The sequence below is a fragment of the Piscinibacter sp. HJYY11 genome, from assembly GCF_016735515.1.
Taxonomy (GTDB): Bacteria; Pseudomonadota; Gammaproteobacteria; order Burkholderiales; family Burkholderiaceae_C; genus Rhizobacter.
Genome location: NZ_JAERQZ010000001.1, coordinates 4,674,367 through 4,693,655, shown reverse-complemented (window position 1 = coordinate 4,693,655; position 19,289 = coordinate 4,674,367). Strand labels below are relative to the sequence as shown.

At 69.6% G+C, this 19,289-nt stretch carries 18 protein-coding genes; 9 read left to right on the top strand and 9 right to left on the bottom strand.

Annotated features, from left to right (window positions below; all coding sequences use genetic code 11):
- Window positions 1-18 precede the first annotated feature (18 nt).
- Genes JI745_RS21980 through ccmA form a run of 5 tightly spaced genes read right to left on the bottom strand, consistent with a single transcriptional unit; the run spans window position 19 to window position 4,342 of the window.
- Window positions 19-2,103, bottom strand: coding sequence for a TonB-dependent siderophore receptor (locus tag JI745_RS21980; protein WP_201811844.1), 2,085 nt, complete (start codon window positions 2,101-2,103; stop codon window positions 19-21).
- A complete protein-coding gene (ccmD, locus tag JI745_RS21975) occupies window positions 2,100-2,273 on the bottom strand; it encodes a heme exporter protein CcmD (RefSeq protein ID WP_201811841.1) in 174 nt (57 codons plus the stop codon). The genes JI745_RS21980 and ccmD overlap by 4 nt, the downstream gene beginning before the upstream one ends.
- Window positions 2,270-3,019: a heme ABC transporter permease CcmC gene (gene ccmC / locus JI745_RS21970; protein WP_201811839.1), complete on the bottom strand. Its 750-nt coding sequence runs from the start codon at window positions 3,017-3,019 to the stop codon at window positions 2,270-2,272. Before ccmC ends, ccmD begins: the two co-directional genes overlap by 4 nt.
- 22 nt (window positions 3,020-3,041) lie before the next feature.
- Window positions 3,042-3,707 (bottom strand): heme exporter protein CcmB, encoded by a 666-nt coding sequence (ccmB, locus tag JI745_RS21965; protein WP_201811830.1) that lies wholly within the window; start codon window positions 3,705-3,707, stop codon window positions 3,042-3,044.
- Window positions 3,704-4,342, bottom strand: coding sequence for a cytochrome c biogenesis heme-transporting ATPase CcmA (ccmA, locus tag JI745_RS21960; protein ID WP_201811828.1), 639 nt, complete (start codon window positions 4,340-4,342; stop codon window positions 3,704-3,706). Before ccmA ends, ccmB begins: the two co-directional genes overlap by 4 nt.
- Window positions 4,343-4,448: 106 nt before the next feature.
- On the opposite strand from ccmA, the gene JI745_RS26535 reads away from it, so the two are divergent.
- The 8 genes from JI745_RS26535 to rocF all read left to right on the top strand — a co-directional run bounded on the left by JI745_RS26535 (window position 4,449) and on the right by rocF (window position 14,249).
- Window positions 4,449-4,646 carry a hypothetical protein gene (locus JI745_RS26535; protein WP_236675090.1) on the top strand — a complete coding sequence of 66 codons (198 nt, stop codon included), beginning with the start codon at window positions 4,449-4,451 and terminating at the stop codon, window positions 4,644-4,646.
- A gap of 28 nt (window positions 4,647-4,674) precedes the next feature.
- On the top strand, window positions 4,675-7,008 hold the full coding sequence (locus JI745_RS21955) for an ATP-dependent DNA helicase (RefSeq protein ID WP_236675089.1): 2,334 nt from the start codon (window positions 4,675-4,677) through the stop codon (window positions 7,006-7,008).
- A gap of 73 nt (window positions 7,009-7,081) precedes the next feature.
- Entirely contained in the window at window positions 7,082-7,342 is a 261-nt protein-coding gene (locus tag JI745_RS21950; protein WP_201811824.1) for a hypothetical protein, read from the top strand.
- Complete coding sequence (locus JI745_RS26530; RefSeq protein WP_201811822.1) at window positions 7,339-9,903, top strand: diguanylate cyclase domain-containing protein; 2,565 nt, start codon at window positions 7,339-7,341, stop codon at window positions 9,901-9,903. Before JI745_RS21950 ends, JI745_RS26530 begins: the two co-directional genes overlap by 4 nt.
- Before the next feature lie 193 nt (window positions 9,904-10,096).
- Window positions 10,097-11,548, top strand: coding sequence for a S41 family peptidase (locus JI745_RS21940; protein WP_201811813.1), 1,452 nt, complete (start codon window positions 10,097-10,099; stop codon window positions 11,546-11,548).
- Between the two features lie 80 nt (window positions 11,549-11,628).
- Window positions 11,629-12,387 (top strand): HesA/MoeB/ThiF family protein, encoded by a 759-nt coding sequence (locus JI745_RS21935; protein ID WP_201811811.1) that lies wholly within the window; start codon window positions 11,629-11,631, stop codon window positions 12,385-12,387.
- Between the two features lie 21 nt (window positions 12,388-12,408).
- Window positions 12,409-13,323, top strand: a complete 915-nt coding sequence (locus tag JI745_RS21930; RefSeq protein WP_201811808.1) for a TIGR00730 family Rossman fold protein — start codon at window positions 12,409-12,411, stop codon at window positions 13,321-13,323.
- Between the two features lie 2 nt (window positions 13,324-13,325).
- On the top strand, window positions 13,326-14,249 hold the full coding sequence (gene rocF, locus JI745_RS21925; protein WP_201811805.1) for an arginase: 924 nt from the start codon (window positions 13,326-13,328) through the stop codon (window positions 14,247-14,249).
- Window positions 14,250-14,283: 34 nt separating this feature from the next.
- On the opposite strand, the gene JI745_RS21920 is transcribed toward rocF, so the two are convergent.
- Genes JI745_RS21920 through JI745_RS21905 form a run of 4 tightly spaced genes read right to left on the bottom strand, consistent with a single transcriptional unit; the run spans window position 14,284 to window position 17,417 of the window.
- Window positions 14,284-15,081 carry a MipA/OmpV family protein gene (locus JI745_RS21920; protein ID WP_201811803.1) on the bottom strand — a complete coding sequence of 266 codons (798 nt, stop codon included), beginning with the start codon at window positions 15,079-15,081 and terminating at the stop codon, window positions 14,284-14,286.
- Between the two features lie 54 nt (window positions 15,082-15,135).
- Window positions 15,136-15,606 carry a thermonuclease family protein gene (locus JI745_RS21915; protein WP_201811801.1) on the bottom strand — a complete coding sequence of 157 codons (471 nt, stop codon included), beginning with the start codon at window positions 15,604-15,606 and terminating at the stop codon, window positions 15,136-15,138.
- Window positions 15,603-16,004: a YkvA family protein gene (locus JI745_RS21910; protein ID WP_310738730.1), complete on the bottom strand. Its 402-nt coding sequence runs from the start codon at window positions 16,002-16,004 to the stop codon at window positions 15,603-15,605. Before JI745_RS21910 ends, JI745_RS21915 begins: the two co-directional genes overlap by 4 nt.
- A 45-nt stretch (window positions 16,005-16,049) precedes the next feature.
- The gene (locus JI745_RS21905) at window positions 16,050-17,417 is read right to left on the bottom strand and encodes a sodium:proton antiporter (RefSeq protein ID WP_236675088.1); all 1,368 of its coding nucleotides are present in this window, start codon (window positions 17,415-17,417) and stop codon (window positions 16,050-16,052) included.
- Window positions 17,418-17,516: 99 nt separating this feature from the next.
- Between JI745_RS21905 and JI745_RS21900 the strand changes: the two genes are divergently transcribed.
- Window positions 17,517-19,286: a patatin-like phospholipase family protein gene (locus JI745_RS21900; RefSeq protein ID WP_201811796.1), complete on the top strand. Its 1,770-nt coding sequence runs from the start codon at window positions 17,517-17,519 to the stop codon at window positions 19,284-19,286.
- Window positions 19,287-19,289: the final 3 nt, after the last annotated feature.

Below are 19,289 nucleotides of genomic sequence, written 5' to 3'. Positions count from 1 at the left end.
CACAGCCCGCGAACGTCGTCAGAACCTGATGTTCACGCCGAACGACGGGAACAGCGGCAGCTGCGTCACCAGCTTGCGCTGGCTGTAGTCGGCGTTGTAGCTGTAGCCCGAAGGGTTCTTGCGCGCATACGCGTTGATCAGCTCGCCGTAGAAGCTGAAGCTCGGCGAGAGCTTCCAGTCGGCGCGCAGGTCGAGCCGGTGGTAGGGCGACAGTCGATCGCTGTTCAATTCACCGTAGACCGGGCGGTAGCGGCCATCGGCCGGGTCCTGCTCGCCGCGGAGGATGGGCGTGTAGGGCGAGCCGGTGTGGTAGCTCCACTTCGCGCCGAACATCCAGCGCTCGCTCATGCGGTATTGCGCCACCAGGTGGGCGATCACCGGCTGGTCGAACGCGAACGGGAACTCGCGCCCGGTCACGTCGTTCTGGCGGCGCGCCTTCGACAGGCTCAAGGCGAACCAGCCCGAGAGCCGGCCGCCGGCGGCCGGGTCTTTCTTGATGAGCAGCTCGGCACCGCGGGAGCGGCCGCTGCCGCCGTTGATGTAGTTGACCGTCGGGTCGGCGACCACGAAGTCGCTGAACTTCTTCTGGTAGGCCTCGAGCTTCCACGACCAGCCCTTCGCCAGCTTCTGCTGCACGCCGAGCACGCTGTGCGTGGCGCGCAGGTGCCACAGGCCGGTGTTGCCAAACCCGGCGATCACCTGTTCGCCCGCCGGGAACTGGTTGTGGCGGCCCCATGCCGCGGTGTAGGTGGTCGCCGGCGTCGCCTGCCATTCGAGGCCGATGCGCGGCTCGGTGTAGCGGCGGCCGAGGTAGCCGTCTCGCGTGTGGTGCGCCCCGACGCTCACCGCCCATGCGTCGGTGGCCTGCCAGCGGTGGCTGGCGTAGGCATTGCCGAATCGGGCGCGCAGCGTGTCGCGCCCCTGCTGTCGCGGTGCGCTGGTGTAGTCGCAATCGGGCTCGAACTCGGTGCAGCGGGCGTTTTGCGCGTCGATGTCGTACCGGAGCTTGATCGACTCGACCGAGCCGCCGAGCGTCGTGTCGTGCCGCGGGGCGAGCTTGAACTTGAGCTGCTCGCGCAGGAAGGTCGTGTACGCACGAGAGGTCGCGCGCAGCGCGGTCCCGACCGAGCTGGTGTTGCGGTCGAGCGTGCTGCCGACGGCCAGCTTGTTGCGCAGGCGCGGGCCGAAGTCGGCATCCCACACCACGGCCTGGGTGCCGTACGAGGTGCCGATCGCACTGTCGCCGGCGAGCACCGGGTCTTGCGTCCCCAGGGTCGAGCCGCCGGGCACGCGGAAGTCGAGCTTGTCGGCGGCGCCTGTCGCATGGAAGCTCAGCCGGTGGTCCTCGTTGAGGTTCCAGATGTACTTGCCCTGATAGTCCCAGTAGCGCGGCACGGTGACGATCACGCCGGAGTCGTCGTCTTCCACCGTGTTGAGCACCAGGTCGAGGTAGCTGCGCTTCACCGCGAAGTAGAACGACTGCTTCTCGTTGATGGGCCCTTCGATCAGCGCATCGGCGCCGAACAGGCTCACGTTGAGCACGCCGCCGAGCCGGTCGGTGCGCGGGTTGCGCAAGGTCACGTCGAGCACGGCGCCGATGGCGTCGCCGTACTCCGGGCCGAAGGCCGCGCTGTAGAGGTCGAACTGGCGCACGAGCTCGCTGTGCATCGTGCTCGTCAGGCCGCCCATGTGGAAGAGGTAGCCGACGGGCAGGAAGTCGACGTAGTAGAGGTTGTCGTCCGGCCGCGAGCCGCGCACGGCAGGGGCGCTGCTGCTGTCGTCGGCCACCGCCACGCCGGGCAGGGCCTGCAGGGCCTTCATCGTGTCGCCGGCGGTGCCGGGCACGGTGCGCAGCTCATCGCCGGTCATCACGCTGCGGCTGGTGGGCGCCCGTTGGCTGCGGCCGGTGATCTCTACCCGGGGCAGGCTGGGGCTGCTGGCCGCAGGCGCCGGCGCCGGCGCGGCCGGTGCCTCCACAGGCGCCGATGCGGCCGCGGCCGCCGGCTCGACGACAGCCTGCGCCCTCGCCGTGCCCAAGGCCAGCACGCACACGGCTCCCCACACGGCGCGGGGCAGCGCCTTCATCACGAAGCGGCCGCTCATCGGCCGTCGTCTTCGGCTGCCTGCAGGGCGTTGTGGCGGGCCCGCTTGTGGCGGGCCGCGGTCATCAGCGGCTCGGCCAGCATGCACAGCAGGGCCACGGCGTACGAGCCCCACACATAGAGGCCGTAGCCTCCCATCGCAAAGAATTCGGAGGCGCTGCCCCAGTTCATGCTTTTTCTCCCTTGAGTTCGGCGGCCACCCAGTCGGCTTCGCGCTCGCGCTCGAGCACGATCGCGCGCGTTCGCATGAAGACCACCGCAAACGCATAGGCCCAGAAGGCGAAGGTCATGATCAGCATCGCGGTCAGCATGGTGCTGGCCATCTTGGGCGCGGCGGTCATGCTGATGGTCGCGCCCTGGTGCAGCGTGTTCCACCACTTCACCGAGAAATAGATGATGGGCACGTTGATGGCACCGACCAGCGCGATCAGGGCGCCGGCGCTGTCGGCACGCCGTGCATCGTCGATCGCCTCGGTGAGCGCGATGAAGCCGAGGTAGAGGAAGAGCAGGATCAGGTACGACGTCAGCCGCGCATCCCACACCCAATAGGTGCCCCAGGTGGGCTTGCCCCAGAAGGCGCCCGTCCACAGCGCGATGAAGGTGAAGAGTGCGCCGGTCGGCGCGATGGCCCTCGCCACCATCGACGAGAGCCGCGTCTTGAAGGCCCAGCCGAGGCCCGCCCAGAAGGCCATCGCCAGGTAGAGCACCATCGAGATCCACGCGGCGGGCACGTGGATGAAGATGATGCGGTACGCCTCGCCCTGCGTCGCGTCGGTGGGCGCGACGAAGAAGCCGATGTAGAGCCCGACGACTGCAAGCACGATGGTCGCGGCCCACAGCCAGGGGATCAGCGTGCCCGCCAGCCGGTAGAAGCGCGACGGCGCGGCGAAGGTGTACAGACGCAATGGCGAGTTCATGAGGTTCTCGTCAGTTGGTGAGTCAATCGGTCGAGATGCGCAGGGCTGCAGCCGTGGCCCAGGGTGCGAGCAGCGCGGTGGCGATGAGCAAGGCGCCCAGCAGCGAGTAGTGTCCTTCAGCCGACACGCCCGATTCCACCGCGCCCACCGCCCCCGCGCCGAAGATCAGCGCCGGGATGCACAGCGGCAGGATGAGCAGGATCAGCAGCACGCCCCCGCTGCGCAAGCCCAGCGTGAGCGCGGCGCCCAGGCCGCCGAGCAGGCTCAGGATGGGCGTGCCCAGCACGAGGCCGAAGGTGAGGGCGGCAATGGCCTCGCCGCGCATGTCGAACATCACGCCGAAGAGCGGCGCCACCACGATGAGCGGCAGCCCCGTCAGCAGCCAGTGCGCGAGCGCCTTGGCCGTGGCGATCAGCACCGGCGACTCGCCGCAAAGCAGCATCTGCTCGAGCGAGCCGTCGGCGTGGTCGGTGGCGTAGAGCTGGGTCACCGACAGCATGGCCGCGAGCAGCGCGCAGACCCACACCACGCCGGGGGCGATGATGCGCAGCGTCTGCGGCTCGGGGCCCACGCCGAAAGGAAAGAGGCTCACGGCCACGGTGAAGAACGCGATGGGCAACAGGGCTTCGATGCGGCGGCGTGCCGCGAGGCGCAGGTCGCGCGCGAGCACCGCAGTGAACGCGCTCATCCCGCCACCTCGTCCAGCTGCAGCACGGTCGGCACCGGCTCGGCGAGCGTCACGGCCTGGTGACTTGTCAACACCACCGCGCCACCGCGCTGCACGTGCTGCGAGATCACCTCGTTGAGCGACGCGATGCCCTCGACGTCGAGCGCGTCGAAGGGCTCGTCGAGCACCCACACCGCCGGTGACGGCGCGAGCGCGAGGCGCGACAGCGCGACCCGCCGGCGCTGGCCCTGCGACAACGTGCGCACCGGCGCGTTGCGGCGCGTGGCCATGCCGAACTGGCGCAGCGCCTCGGTCAACGCGGCGTCGTCGACGTCGCGGCCGTGCAGCCGCGCGAGGAAGCGCAGCGACTCCAGCACCGACAGGTCTTCCTTCAGCGCGTTAGCATGGGCCACGTAGAGGAGCTCACCCTCGCGGCGGATCTGGCCGGCCTCCGGCGTGGACAGTCCCGCCAGCAGGCGCAGCAGGCTCGTCTTGCCCCGGCCGTTGGCGCCTCGCAGCCACACCACCTCGCCGCGCCGCAGCGGCAGGTCGAGCCCTCTGAACAGCACCCGGTCGCCGCGCCGGCAGGCCAGGCCCACCGCGGCGAGCAGCGGTGGCGTGTCATCGGTCGTCGCGGCGTGCACCGGAGGGATCATGAGGTTCGATGGGCGATTCGTTTCGCGCAGCCCGGCAGTGTAGGTGCACCGCACAGGGGGTCGAGGGACCGTGGAGTACGATGGTCCACACTTCCGAAAGCGCGCCATGAACCGAGACCTGCTGCAACCATCTGCCACCATCACGGCAGCGCTGATCACCAACCCGGCTGCCGGCGTTGCGAAATCCAAGCTGGCTGATGTGGCGACCCTCTTCGCCACGGTCTACATTGAGCTGGAAAAGGCCGAGGCCCTGGTCGACAAGATGCGCGAACAGCCGGCCAAGCCGCCGGTCTCGCTGCTGTAGTGCGCCCGGCAGGCGTGCCTCAAGCGCCTTGAAGACCTACGCGATCGCCGTTCGCGCGCTGTGCGAGTTCACTGCCAAGTCGGGCGACCTCGACCTGCGCTTCACCCCCGCACCCACCGCCCTCGAGGGCCAGGCCGGCCACGCCACCGTGGCCGCCCGCCGGGCCCGTGACGGCTACGAGTCGGAGGTGAGCGTGAGCGGCGAGTACAAGCTCCTCACCGTGCGCGGCCGCGCCGACGGCTACGACCGCCACAGCCGCACGCTGGAGGAGGTGAAGACCTTCCGCGGCGACCTCGCGCGCCAGCCGGCCAACCACCGTGTGCTGCACTGGACGCAGGCCAAGGTCTACGGCTGGCTGATGTGCCTGAAGCTCCAGAAGGACGGGCTCGATCTCGACGAGATGAACATCTCGCTCGTGTACTTCGACATCGCCTCGCAGCGCGAGCAGGTTTTCACGCAGGCCTGCAGCGCCGAGGAGTTGCGCTCGCACTTCGAGTCGCACTGCGAGCGTTTCCTCGCCTGGGCGGAGCAGGAGGTGGCCCATCGCAGCCAGCGCGACGAGACGCTGGCGGCGCTGCCCTTCCCGCACGGCCACTTCCGCACCGGGCAGCGCGAGCTGGCCGAGGCCGTCTACCGCGCCACGGTGCAGGGGCGCGTGCTGATGGCGCAGGCGCCCACCGGCATCGGCAAGACGGTGGGCACGCTCTTCCCCATGCTCAAGGCGATGCCGGGGCAGCAACTCGACCAGGTGTTCTTCCTCACCGCCAAGGGCTCGGGCCGCCAGCTCGCGCTCGAAGCCGCCGAGCGCCTGCAGTCCGGCCAGCCCGCGCGGCCGATCCTGCGCACGCTGGAACTCGTGGCGCGCAACAAGGCCTGCGAGCACCCCGAGCTCGCCTGCCACGGTGAATCGTGCCCGCTTGCACGCGGCTTCTACGACCGCCTGGCCGACGCGCGGGCCGAGGCCCTCGCCCGCCCGATGCTCGACAAGGCCACCGTGCGCGAGGTCGCACTCGCCCACCAGGTCTGCCCCTACTACCTGAGCCAGGAGCTCGCCCGCTGGGCCGACGTGATCGTGGGCGACTACAACTACCTGCTCGACATCGGCGGCCTGCTGATGGGCCTCACGCTCGCGCGCGGCAGCCGCGTCTCGGTGCTGATCGACGAGGCGCACAACCTGCTGGAGCGCAGCCGCATGATGTACAGCGCCGACCTCGACCAGGCCGCGCTGAAGGCGATGCGCCGCACCGCGCCGGCCGCTTTGAAGAGCGTGCTCGCCAAGCTCAACAAGGCCTGGAACGACTGGGCCAAACCGCAGGCCACACAGGCCACGCCCTACCAGGTCTACCCCGCCGTGCCCGAGGCCTTCAGCCAGGCCCTGCAGAAGGCCACCTCGGCGATCACCGACCACTTCACCGAGTACCCCACCAGCGCCGTCGACGGCGAGCTGCAGCGCTTCTACTTCGATGCGCTGCATTTCTCGCGCGTGCACGAGCTGGCCGACGAGAACTGGCTGGTCGACGTCACCTTGCAAGGCCCGCCCGGCCGCAAGCCGCTGGCGCTGATCACACTGCGCAACGTGGTGCCGGCGCCGCAGCTCGGGCCGCGCCTGGCGGTGGCCCATTCGGTGGCGCTCTTCTCGGCCACGCTCACGCCGCGCGAGTTCTACGCCGACCTGCTGGGCCTGCCCGACGACACCGTCTGGGTCGACGTCCCCACGCCCTTCTCGGCCGGGCAGCTCGAGGTGCGCGTCGCACGCCACATCTCCACCCGCTACCAGCACCGGGCGGCGTCGGTCGAGCCGATCGCCGGGCTGATCGCGGAGCAATACGCCCGTCGGCCGGGCAACTACCTCGCGTTCTTCAGCAGCTTCGACTACCTGCGCCAGGTGCTGGCCGCCTTCCGCACCCTCGCGCCCGAGGTGCCGGTGTGGGAGCAGTCGCGCGGCATGAGCGAGCCCGAGCGCGAGGCCTTCCTCGCCCGCTTCGTGCCCGAAGGGCGCGGCGTCGGCTTCGCGGTGCTGGGCGGCTCGTTCGGCGAAGGGGTCGACCTGCCGGGCGACCGCCTGATCGGCGCCTTCATCGCCACGCTCGGCCTCCCCCAGCTCAACCCGGTGAACGAAGAGATGAAGAAGCGCCTGGACGCGCGCTTCGGCCCCGAGCGCGGATACGACTACGCCTACCTCTACCCCGGCCTGCAGAAGGTGGTGCAGGCCGCCGGCCGGGTGATCCGCACCACCGAAGACGAAGGCGTGATCCACCTCATCGACGACCGCTTCACCGGCCCGCGGGTCCGCAGACTCCTCCCGGCCTGGTGGACCATCCGGCAAAGTGAGCCCCAAATCACCAACTCTTCCGCGCTGTAACGAAATGCGCTTCCGCTAAGGTGCGCACCAGCATCAGGGCCCGTCCGCCCAGACTCTCCAAGGAGACGCTCCCGTGGTATCGCTCTTCGCCTTCATGGTCACGGCCTACGGCATGAACCCCTACCTGGTCGCCACCTTCAACTCCAACCTCGCCTGCGAGACGGCCCGCTCGGCGCTGCTGTCGGCAGCACTCGAGCAGAACGTGGCCGGCACGAGCACCTACGCCATGGCCCCGCGAACGCTGAAGTGCATCAACACGCCGGGCATCGTGCCCGGTGCCGCCAGCCGCCCACCGGAGGCCAGCCCGCCGGCGCGCAAACCCGTCAAGAAGTGACACCGCACCAGCTGCCCACCGCGGTCAAGCCCTACTCCCGGCTGCTCGCCTGGGGGCCCTTCATCGCGGTCGCGTTGCTGCTGGCGATCCTGTGGGGGCTGGTGCTCGGCTTTGCGGTGGTGCAGGAGCGGCGCATGGTCGAAGGCGCGCAGAAGCAACTGCGCCTGGTCAACAACGCCGCCGCCCAGCAAACGCGCGACCTGCTCGGCGTCACCGAAGCCCGGCTCGACGTGGCGCAGCAGTGGCTGGCCCGTTCGCCGCAGCTCGACGACGCGCTCGGCGAGCTGCTGCGGACCTTCAGCCGCCACCCGAAGGACCTGGTCTGGGTGGCGCTGGTCAACGCGGACGGCAAGGCCGTGCCCGTGCCCGGCTCGCCCGCCTGGCTCGAGCGCATGCCGGCAGTGCAGCTGCCGGACGCCGCCGGCGAGATGCGCGTGGGCGAGCCGCTGCGCCAGGCTGCCGGCCAACCCTGGCGCTGGCCCTTGACACGCCGCCTGTCGGCGCCGGTCGCAGGCCCGCAAGGCCTGGCCGTGGGCCTGGTGGCCTGGGTCGACCTGCCGCAGCTGAGCACCATCCACGAACGCCTGCGCGAGCAGCCGGCCGGCGGCATCTCGCTCACCACCTCGACCGGCATCGTGATCGTGCGCACGCCCTACTCCGAGACCCTGATCGGCCGCAACGTGCTGGCCGACCGCCCCGCCCAGATGCCGCCCGGCAGCGCGCAGGGTGCCTTCGAGACTTCCGCCGCCTATGGCGTGGGCGATCGGCGCCTGGCCACCTTCGAGCGGCTGGGCCAGTACCCGGTCACCGTGCTGGTCTCGCAGGAGCGCGACGAGCTGCTGGCCGCCTTCCACGCCCGGCGCAACCTCGGCATCGGCATCCTCACGCTGCTCACGCTCGCCGGCATCGTCTTCTCGTGGTCGCTGGCCCGCAGCCAGCGCAGCGCCCGCCACAGCCGGGCCCAGTTCGACGCGGTGAGCAACGCCTTCCCGCTCGGTCTCTTCATGACCGACACCCTCGGCGAGACCACCTACGCCAACGACGCCTATTTCCAGAAGTCCGGCCTGCCGCGCGAGCGCATGGCCTGGGGCTGGAGCGACCTCCTCGACCCGGCACAGCGCGAGCCGATGCTGGCCGCCTGGCGCCAGGCGACCGCCGGCCTCGCCCCGCTGCGCAACACCCTGCACGTGACCCGGCCCGACGGCCAGCAGGTGATGCTCTCGGTGCGCACCGCCCCGCTCCTGGTGGACAACAAGCTCATCGGCCATGTGGGCTCCATCGAAGACGTGACCGACCGCGTCCAGCAGCAGCGCGCCCAGCGCATGCTCACCGCCATCTTCGAGCGCAGCACCGACGTCGTGGCGCAGGTCAGCGCCCAGGGGCAGCTGCTCTACGTCAACCCGGCCGGCCGGCAGATGATGGAGATCAAGCCCGACGCACCGATCGAGCACATGCGTTTCGACGACTTCCTGCCGGCGCACCGCGAGACCCAGGTGCGCGACATCATCATGCCCACCGCGCTCGCCACCGGCCTGTGGGTGGGCGAGACCTCGGTGCTGCGCGGCGACGGCAAGGAGATCGACGTCAGCGAGATGCTCATCGCGCACCGCGACGAGCGCCAGGAGGTCGAGACCTACTCGATCGTCATGCGCGACATCTCGCACGAGATCCGCGCCCGCACCGAGCTGCAGCGCAGCGAGTCCATCCTCAAGGTGGTGGCCGCCACGCTGCCGGTGCTGGTGGCCGTGGCCGACAGGCACCAGCGCTACCTCTTCACCAACGACGCCTTCGACCAGTGGGTCGGACGCCCGCAGGGCCGGCTGGCCGGCCTGCACGCGCGCGAGGTGCTTGGCGAGGCGGAATACGAGCGCCGCCGGCCCAACATCGAGCTGGCGCTGTCCGGCCAGCGGGTGATGTTCGAGTCCTGCATCGACGGCCACCAGTACTTCGAGACCACCTACATCCCCTTCCGCGACGCAGAGGGCCAGGTGGCCGGCCTCGTGGCCCTGTCGCAAGACATCACCAGCCACAAGCGCCAGCACCAGATCCTGCTCGACGCCTCGCAGACCGACCCGCTGACCGGCGCGCTCAACCGCGCCGGCTTCGACCTGCGCGTGGGCGAGGCCCTCCTGCGCGCCCACGAGGAGCATCACCCCATCGCGCTGCTGATGGTCGACCTCGACCGCTTCAAGCCGGTGAACGACGAGCACGGCCATGCCACCGGCGACGCCCTGCTCGTGGCCGTGGCGCAGCGCCTGCAGAAGGTGCTGCGCCCGACCGACCTGCTGGCCCGCCTGGGCGGCGACGAGTTCGCCGTGGTGCTGCCCGACGTGAGGGACGATGCCGCAGCCGGCACGGTCGCCCGGAAGATCGTCGGCGCCCTGGGCGAAGTGTTTGAAATCGACGGCAAGCGGCTGTCGATCGGCGCGAGCGTGGGCTTGGCCCTCGCGCGCCACGGCGAGGACACGGTGCAGTCGCTTGCCCAGCGCGCCGACGTGGCGCTCTACCAGGCCAAGCGGGCCGGGCGCGGCCGCTTCGAGGTGGCAGCGGCCCAGGGTTGAAAACCCAGCAGAAAACCCAGCGCCGCGATGCCCTTTCAGGACCTGCGTGTTTCTTTGCACACCCCGCGCCATTCCTCGCGCCGACTCGGGAAAAAGGGCTGAAACTTAGTGCTACCACGCCCCTCCAAGCGGGGTCGCAGTTTTATACTGAATTCGCGTGAAATCTCCTTTTTTTGCAGGAAGCAGGTCATATATGGGCGCCAAACTCAAGGTCGCTGGCTGGGTTGTCGTGGGGGCCCTCGCTGGTGGATTGACCACCATGCAACTTCAGGCGACCGCCCGCAGCAGCATGGCCGAGCTGCCGCTGGAAGAGATGAAGCAGCTGGCCGTCGTGTTCGACGTGGTGAAGCGCAACTATGTCGAGCCGGTCGACGAGAAGAAGCTCATCCGTGACGCCATCGCCGGCATGGTCTCCGGGCTCGACCCGCACTCCCAGTACCTCGAAGGCAAGGGCTTCACCGAGTTCCGCGAAAACGTAGAAGGCAAGTTCGTCGGCGTGGGCATCGAGATCAGCATGGAAGACGGGCTGGTCAAGGTCGTCACCCCGATCGAGGACACGCCGGCCTTCAAGGGCGGCATCAAGTCGGGCGACCTCATCACCCGCATCGACGACACCGCCGTGCGCGGCCTCACGATGGACCAGGCCGTCAAGCGCATGCGCGGCGAGATCAACACCAAGGTCACGCTCACGGTCTACCGCAAGGCCGAGAACCGCACCTTCCCGGTCACCATCACCCGCGCCGAGATCAGGACCCAGAGCGTCAAGGCCAAGATGATCGAGCCGGGCTACGGCTGGCTGCGCGTGAGCCAGTTCCAGGTGCCCACCGTCGGCGACTTCGTCAAGAAGCTCAACGACCTCTACGCCCAGGACCCCAACCTCAAGGGCCTCGTGCTCGACCTGCGCAACGACCCGGGCGGCCTGCTCGACGGCGCCATCGCCGTCTCGGCAGCCTTCCTGCCGCAGGGCGTGACGGTTGTCTCGATGCGCGGGCAGATGCCGCAGTCGCGCCACGAGTTCAAGGCCGTCCCCGAGGCCTACAGCCGCCGCAGCAACTTCGACCCGCTCAAGGGCCTGCCCGAGGCGGTGAAGAAGGTGCCGATGGTGGTGCTGGTGAACGAAGGCTCGGCCTCGGCCAGCGAGATCGTCGCCGGCGCCCTGCAGGACCACAAGCGTGCCGTGATCATGGGCGCCCAGACCTTCGGCAAGGGCTCGGTGCAGACCGAGAGCCGCGAGCTGATCATCCCCAACACCTCGGTCAAGCTCACGACCGCCCGCTACTACACCCCGAGCGGCAAGTCGATCCAGGCCCGCGGCATCGTGCCCGACGTCATGCTCGACGAGACGGCCGAAGGCAACATCTTCGCCGCCCTGCAGATGCGCGAAGCCGACCTGGACAAGCACCTCAACAGTGGCCAGGGCCCCGAGGTGAAGGACGTGGCCCGCGAGAAGGCACGCGAGGAAGCGCGCAAGAAGCTGGAGGCCGAAGCCGCCAAGGCCGGCGCCCAGCCCCTGAAGCGCCCGGCCGAATTCGGCAGCGCCGAAGATTTCCAGCTCACCCAGGCGCTCAACCACCTGAAGGGCAAGCCGGTGGTCGTCTCCAAGAGCGCCGTCGAGCGCAAGCCCGAGACCTCGACGACGAACTGAGCGGCCCGCGCTCCACGACAACGCCCGCAGCCTGCGGGCGTTTGTCTTTTGGGGCCGCTTTTGGGGCGATCATTGCGGGCATGAACGACGACCAGCTCCTGCGCTACTCGCGCCACATCCTGCTCGACGAGCTGGGCATCGAGGGCCAGCGCAAGCTGCTCGATGCGCATGCCCTCGTCATCGGCGCCGGCGGCCTGGGCTCGCCGGTGGCGCTGTACCTGGGCACGGCGGGTGTGGGCCGCATCACCATCGTCGACCACGACACGGTGGACCTCACCAACCTGCAGCGGCAGATCGCGCACGACATGAGCCGAGTCGGCCGGCCCAAGGCCGAATCGGCGAAACAGTCGATCGGCGAGATCAACCCCGAGGTGCAGGTCGTGGCCCTCACCGAACGCGCCGGCCCCGAGCGGCTGAACGAGCTGGTCGCCGCGGCCGACGTGGTAATCGACTGCACCGACAACTTCACGACACGCCATGCAGTCAACGCCGCCTGCGTGAAGCACCGAAAGCCGCTCGTCTCGGGAGCCGCCATCGGCTTTGACGCCCAGATCTCCGTCTACGACACGCGCGATGGCCAGGCGCCCTGCTACGCCTGCCTCTTCCCGCCCGACGCCGCCTTCGAGGAGGTGCGCTGCGCCACCATGGGCGTCTTCGCCCCGCTGGTGGGCATCGTCGGCAGCATGCAGGCGGCCGAGGCGCTGAAGCTGCTCGCCGGCACCGGGGAGTCGCTCGCCGGGCGCCTGCAGATGCTCGACGCGCGCAGCATGGAGTGGACGGAAATCAAGACCGCCCGCGCCCCTGATTGCGTCGTGTGCAAGGAACGCTCATTGCTGTGAACCAGGGGTAAGCTGCACCCCATGGACAAGCGCACAGAACTCACCGCCCGCAACATCCTCCCGGCCAAGAAGGAAGCTGAGCTGCAAGGCCCGCCGCCTTCGCTCTACGACGGCCCCGAGAGTGCCTACCGCCTCGCCTTCACCGACGAGAAATTCCTGCTGCGCGACGAGCTGCGCCCGGTGCGCATGCAGCTCGAGCTGCTCAAGCCGGAGCTGATCCAGAAGGAACTGGGCATCGAGTCGACCATCGTGATCTTCGGCAGCGCGCGCATCGTGCCGCCCGACGTGGCGCAGCGGCTGCTGAGCGACGCGAAGTCGGCCAACAACGAGACCGCCATCCGCATCGCCGAGAACCACATCCGCATGTCGCGCTTCTATGACGAAGCGCGGCGCTTCGGGGCGCTCGTCACCGAGAAATCACGCCAGCTTGCCTCGCCCATCTACGTGGTGACCGGTGGCGGCCCCGGCATCATGGAAGCCGGCAACCGCGGCGCGCACGAGGTGGGCGGCAAGAGCATCGGCCTCAACATCGTGCTGCCGCACGAGCAGGCGCCCAACCCCTACATCACGCCGGAGCTGTGCTTCCAGTTCCACTACTTCGGCCTGCGCAAGATGCACTTCCTGATGCGCTCGATCGGGCTGGTGTGCTTCCCCGGCGGCTTCGGCACGCTCGACGAGATGTTCGAGGTGCTCACGCTCATCCAGACCGGCAAGTGCCGCCGCCGGCCCATCCTGCTCTTCGGACGCGAGTTCTGGACGAAGCTCGTCAACTTCGAGCACCTGGTCGAGACCGGGATGATCAGCGAGGTCGACCTGCAGCTCTTCAAGTTCGTCGAGTCGGCGGAAGAAGCCTGGAACGTGCTCGAAGCGGAATACGGCTTCGACATCCCCGCCACCGAGATCGGCGACCTCGGAACCTTCGACATGGAGGACTAGGGATGTTCGCCCCCACGCAAGCCATCAGCGTCATTGGCGCCCCCACCGACATCGGCGCCGGCGCACGCGGTGCCAGCATGGGGCCCGAGGCCTTGCGTGTGGCCAACATCGTGCCCGTGCTGCAGGGCCACGGCCTGGAGGTGGTGGACCGGGGCAACCTGGCCGGCCCGGCCAACCCCTGGCTGCCGCCCGTCGAGGGCTACCGTCACCTCGCCGAAGTGGTGGCGTGGAACCGGCTGGTGCACGACGCGGTGCATGCCGAGCTGGCGCTGGGCCGCTTCCCCATTCTGCTGGGCGGCGACCACTGCCTGGGCCTGGGCAGCATCAGCGCGGTGGCCCGCCATTGCCGCGAGACTGGCAAGAAGCTGCGCATCCTCTGGCTCGACGCGCACGCCGACTTCAACACCAACATCCTCACGCCCAGCGGCAACCTGCACGGCATGCCGGTCGCGTGCCTGTGCGGCAAGGGGCCGCAGGAGCTGATCGAGATCGGCGGCCACGTGCCGGCGATCAGCCCGAAGTGGATCCGCCAGATCGGCATCCGCAGCGTCGACCCGGGCGAGAAACGCTTCGTGCACGAGATGGGGCTCGAGGTCTTCGACATGCGCTACATCGACGAGATGGGCATGCGCCACGCGATGGAGCTCGCGCTCGCGACGATGGACGCCAACACCCACCTGCACGTGAGCTTCGACGTCGACTTCCTCGACCCCGACTTCGCCCCCGGCGTGGGCACCACCGTGATGGGCGGCCCGACCTACCGCGAGGCCCAGCTGTGCATGGAGATGATCGCCGACACCGGCCGCATGGCCTCGCTCGACGTGATGGAGCTCAACCCGGCGCTCGACGTGCGCAACCGCACCGCCGAAGTGGCTGTCGACCTGATCGAGAGCCTCTTCGGCAAGAGCACGCTGATGAGGAAATGACGACCCCCACCGGCCGGCGCTCGGCCCGGGTTGTCTAGAACCGGTAGCCCACCGCCAGCACCGCGCTGACCGGATTGCGCTCGCGCACGATCACGCTGTCTTTCGCGTCGCCTTGCAAGGCGCTCGCGCTCACGGCCAGGGTGGCCGCCCAGTCGCGGCTGATGAAGTAGGTGAGCGAGCTGCTGGCCTTCACCTCGCGCACGCCAGCACCCACCGTCGACACCGCATACCCGCTGCGGGCGCTCTGCTCGGGCGTGATGCCGAAGTACGACTGCATCCACGCGCGGTTGACCCAGGTCGCGCCCACGCCCACCCCGAGCCGCCAGCGCGGGGCGAGCTGCATGCCGGTGTTGGCGCCCAGGTCCACGACGAGACCGTCACGCTCTTCGCCCGAACCGTAGCGCAGCGAGCTGGTGAGGGTGATGTCGCGTGTGGCTTGCCAATTGAGGAAGGTGCCGATCTGCGGCCGCGCGGGGATGTCGCCCAGGCCACTCAGCACGGGCGAGCGGCTCTCCTTGCGCCCGAAGTCGCCCGTCAGGCGCACGCCGTATTGCAGATCGGGGCCGCTCGTGAAGCGATAGCCGATGCCGTTGCCCACGCCGGCGAACCAGCCGTTCGCCCAGCGGTAGTCGACCGTGGGCAAGACCAGGTAGCGGCGCTCGTCGGAGCCGAGGTAGCGGTGACCCGCGATCGCGGCCAGCCCCACGCGGCCCTGCGATTGACCGTCCGGCCCCTCGAGCCGCACGGCATCGAACGATTGCGCGTGGACCGCCGACGCGGCCACGACCCAGCACAAGGCTCCGACCGAACCCTTCACGCTCACCGATTGCATGGATGCTCCTTGATCAACGGACGGCCAATATAGGGAGCAAAGTTGAAGCGCTTGTTAACGCGCACAAGGCCCGTGCGCTTTGCGGAACGCCCGCGGCTCGACCGGGTCGTCCAGCGAGAAGATCCCACGCCGGGCGCTGCGTGCGGCTTCTTCCTCCACGGCATACGGCCCCAGGCTGCGGCGGTAGCGCTGGCTCCAGGCGTGGCCTTCACGCACCAGCCAGGCCGCCACATCGCGCCCGTCGACCTCGACCACGCCGATGGTGCGCTGGTAGTCGTCGCGCGCCCGCGTGCGCACCTGCACCTGCCGGTGCAACACCCGTGCCGCCAGCGCCTCGCGTGCCTGCGCGCCCCAGGCCTGGCAACGCTCGGGCGCGTCGATGCCCTGCATGCGCACCTTGACGGGCGCGCCGCCGTCGGGGCGCACCCACAGGGTGTCGCCATCGGTCACGTGCGTGACCACGCCGCTCAGGGCATGCGCCGAGGCACACGCCGCCAGCGCCAGGCCCACGAGGAGGCGCCTCATGCGCCGAACAGGCTCACCAGCCACCACACGAGAAGCCCCATCAGCAGCAGCCACACCAGCACGATGATCGCCGCGCCCCACCACAGCTTCGGCAGCTTGTCGCGCGAGGCTTCGGCCTCGCGCAGCAGCGATTCCCACAGCGGCTTGGGCGTGAGGCGCACGACGAGCGCAATGCCCAGCGGCACGATGACCAGCTCGTCGAGCAGCCCGAGCACCGGGATGAAGTCGGGGATCAGGTCGATCGGGCTCAGCACGTACGCCAGCACCGCGATCGACGTGATCTTGGCGGCACGCGGCGTCTGCGGGTGCTTGAAGAGCTTCCACAGCGCGATCAGGTAGGTGGCGAGCCGCGCCTTGTTGGCCACCCGCACCAGCTTGCCCATCTTGAACACCGTCACCGACTCCTCATGGTCATGGCCGCTTCCTGATCATTCTCGCCACGCTCAGCGGACCCGGTTCACCCGCCGGTACAACCGCATCACCGGCGTGGCCGTCGAGCCGTGCAGCAGCACCGAGAGCACGATGGTGACCAACACCGCATCGATCACGAACGCCGTCTGCGCACCCGAGGCACCGTGCGCCACCGCAAAGGCCAGGTAGTACATCGACCCGACGCCCCGCACGCCGAACCAGGCGGCGAGACGGCGTTGCGTCGCGGTGAGCGGCAGCCACAGCGTGCAGGCATACACCGCGAGCGGCCGCGCCACGAACATGAGCCCGAGGGCCACCGCCACCGTGGCCGGCGTGAAGGCGCTGCGGGTGATGAGGCTGCCCACGAGCAGCATCACCGTGAGCTCGACGAGCTTTTCGAGATCGAGCGTGAAATCAAGGACGGCCTTCGCCATGTAGGCCGAGGCCTGCGCCGGCGGCACCGACGCCGCCAGCCCGGCGTCGGACACGGTCTTGGTGCCCGACGGCGCATCTTCCAGCGGCACTTCGGGCGGCTGCGCACGGGGGTTGTCCTCCCGCTCCACCTGCCGCATCGCCAGCCCCGCGAAGAAGACCGCCAGGAAGCCGTAGGTGTGCGCGGCGATCGCCACGCCGTAGGCCAGCGCGATGAGCCCGAGCGTGAGGAAGCTCTCCATGCCGAGTGCCTGCTCGCGCTCGCGGCGCAGGTAGACCACTGCGCGGCTGAAGGCGAACCCGAGCGACCAGCCGATCGCCACGCCGCCACTCACGGCCCACACCACGTCCACCCCCCACCAGCGCCAACCGCCCTGCCCCAGTTCGTGCAGGCCAAGCAGCCCGAGCCCGAGCATCACGAACGGAAACGCCGTGCCGTCGTTGAGCCCGCCTTCGCCGGTCAGGCTGAAGCGCAGCCGGTCACGGTCGGACGCATGCTGGACCTGCACCTCCGAGGCGAGCACCGGGTCGGTCGGCGCGAGCACCGCGGCCAGCAGCACCGCACTGCCGAGCGAGAGGCCGAGCGAGAGACCGAGCCCCGTCATCAAGCCGACGGTGATCACCATCGCCACCGTGGCCAGCAGCAGCGGCGTGTGCCACAGCGGGTCTCGCAGGCGCGCACGCAGGCGCAGGCCCACGGCGAAGAGCGAGATCAGCACCGCGCCCTCCGTCAGCCGCTCGAGCAGCACCGGGTGCGTGTCCAGCCGCAGGTTCAGCAGGCCCCACACCTCGGGCCCGAGCAGGTAGCCGGCCAGCAGGTAGATGGCCGAGGCGCAGACCGGCAGCTCCTGCCGCCAGGTGTCGGTCAGGCCGATGGTGATCAGCAGCAGGCCGACGATCAGGCACCAGATGACGAAGGCGTCCATCGTGCGTGCGGGCGTGGGGGGCAGGCCATGGCGGACGACCATAGCAGAGCGGCTTTGCCCGGGCCCGCGTGCGGGCTCCCGCGAGGCGAGCCCCTAACGTTGGGGACGCAGGCCGGCACGGCGCGGCCTATAACGCGACGCATGGACAGCACCCATTGCATGCCCGGGCCGCAGCGCCTGTGCGCCGGCCTCGCCATCGCCACGGCGCTGGCCGTCGCCGCGGGCTGCACGAGCTTCAGCCACACCAACCAGCCGCTGGCGGCGCAGGGGGGGCCCACGCCGCCGCTGCGGGCGAGCTTCCAGGTCGATGGCGCGCGCGGCAACCCGAAGGTGCTCATGTTTCTCGCGCTCTCGGGCGGCGGCTCGCGCGCGGCCTACCTGTCGGCCGCGACCATGCTCAAGCTGCAGACGCTCTACCCCGAGGTCGACCTGCTGGACGAGGTGGACGTGCTGTCGTCGGTCTCGGGGGGCTCGATCACCGCCGCGCTCTACGCGGCCTCACGCGACGTGTCGATCGTGTCCCCGGCGCTGGCCACGTCGCTGCCACCGCTGATCGCCCGCACGCCGCTCGAGCCGCAGATCAAGGTCGACCCGCGGGCGGCCACGATCCGATGCAGCGCACCGCTGGGCCCGCAGGACCTGCAGGCGCTGCAGGCCAGGCTGCCCGCGCTCAGGCAGGACCTGCGCCGCCTCGACACGCTGTGCCGCCAGGCCCCGCTCACCCAGCTGCAGGACTGGAAGCCCGACGCGGTGCTCGGCCTCGCGCGCCGCAACTACCTGCTGCGCTGGTTCGGCAACTGGCTGTGGCCGCAGAACATCGCGCGCTACTGGTTCACCGCCTACGACCGCGGCGACATCATGGCGCAGACGCTGGGCGACAACCTCTACGGCACCCGGCTCATCGGCAACGACCTCGCATTCGGCGAGCTCAACCCCACGCGGCCCTTCCTGCTCGTCAACGCCACCACCGCCACCGACCAGAGCGGCCCCGGCCTCTCGGTCGACGAATACGCCTTCGGCAGCGTCTTCACCTTCACCGAGCAGGACTTCCGCGACCGGCTCAATGCCGACCTCGGCCGCTACTCGCTGGCGCGCGCGGTGACGGCCTCGTCGTCGTTCCCGCTCGTCTTCCCCAGCCACACGCTGCAGGACTTCCGCCCCGGCGCACTCGACAAGTACTGCGAGAAGGACCGCAACGACGAGCTCAAGTGCACCGACCGGCAGTACCTGCACGTCTTCGACGGCGGCAACTCCGACAACCTGGGCCTGAAGTCGGTGAAACGCGCGCTCTTCCAGCTGGAGGCGGCAGGCCAGCTCAAGCACTACGACCGCATCGTCGTCCTGCTGGTCGACGCCTTCACCCGCCCCCGGGGCGCGAGCCGCCTCAACCCCGACCCACGCGGCACCCTCGGCCTGCTGCTCGATGCCAACGTGAGCGACGCGGTCGATGCGCTCTTGCAGAACAACCGCGGCCGCCTGCTCGGCGAATTCGACGGTGCCGAGCTGGGCTGGAACGACGGCAGCTGCGAGCCCGAGACGCGCGAGCTGCCGAGCGCGTTGTGCCGTGCCCTCAACGCCCGCCCCGAGCCGGTGCTCGACCTGAGCCAGCGCCTGGTCTTCTATCACTTCGGCTTCGACGACGTGGCCGCGGTGGCGCCGCAGCACGCGGGCCTCAAGCGCAAGCTCGACACCATCCCCACCTCGTTCAAGCTGGCCGAGGGCGACGCGCGCCTGCTCGACGAAGCGGTGGAGCTGGTCATCTCGCCGGCCAACCCCTGCCTGCAGCGCATCCGCGACCTGGTGCTGGCGCCCGCCGCCTCGCCGGAGGCCATTGTGCAGGCGCGCAAGCTGTGCCGCCGCACCGAAGGGCAGCGCAGCACGCCCTCGGTGGTGCCGGCCGGCACACGGTGACGG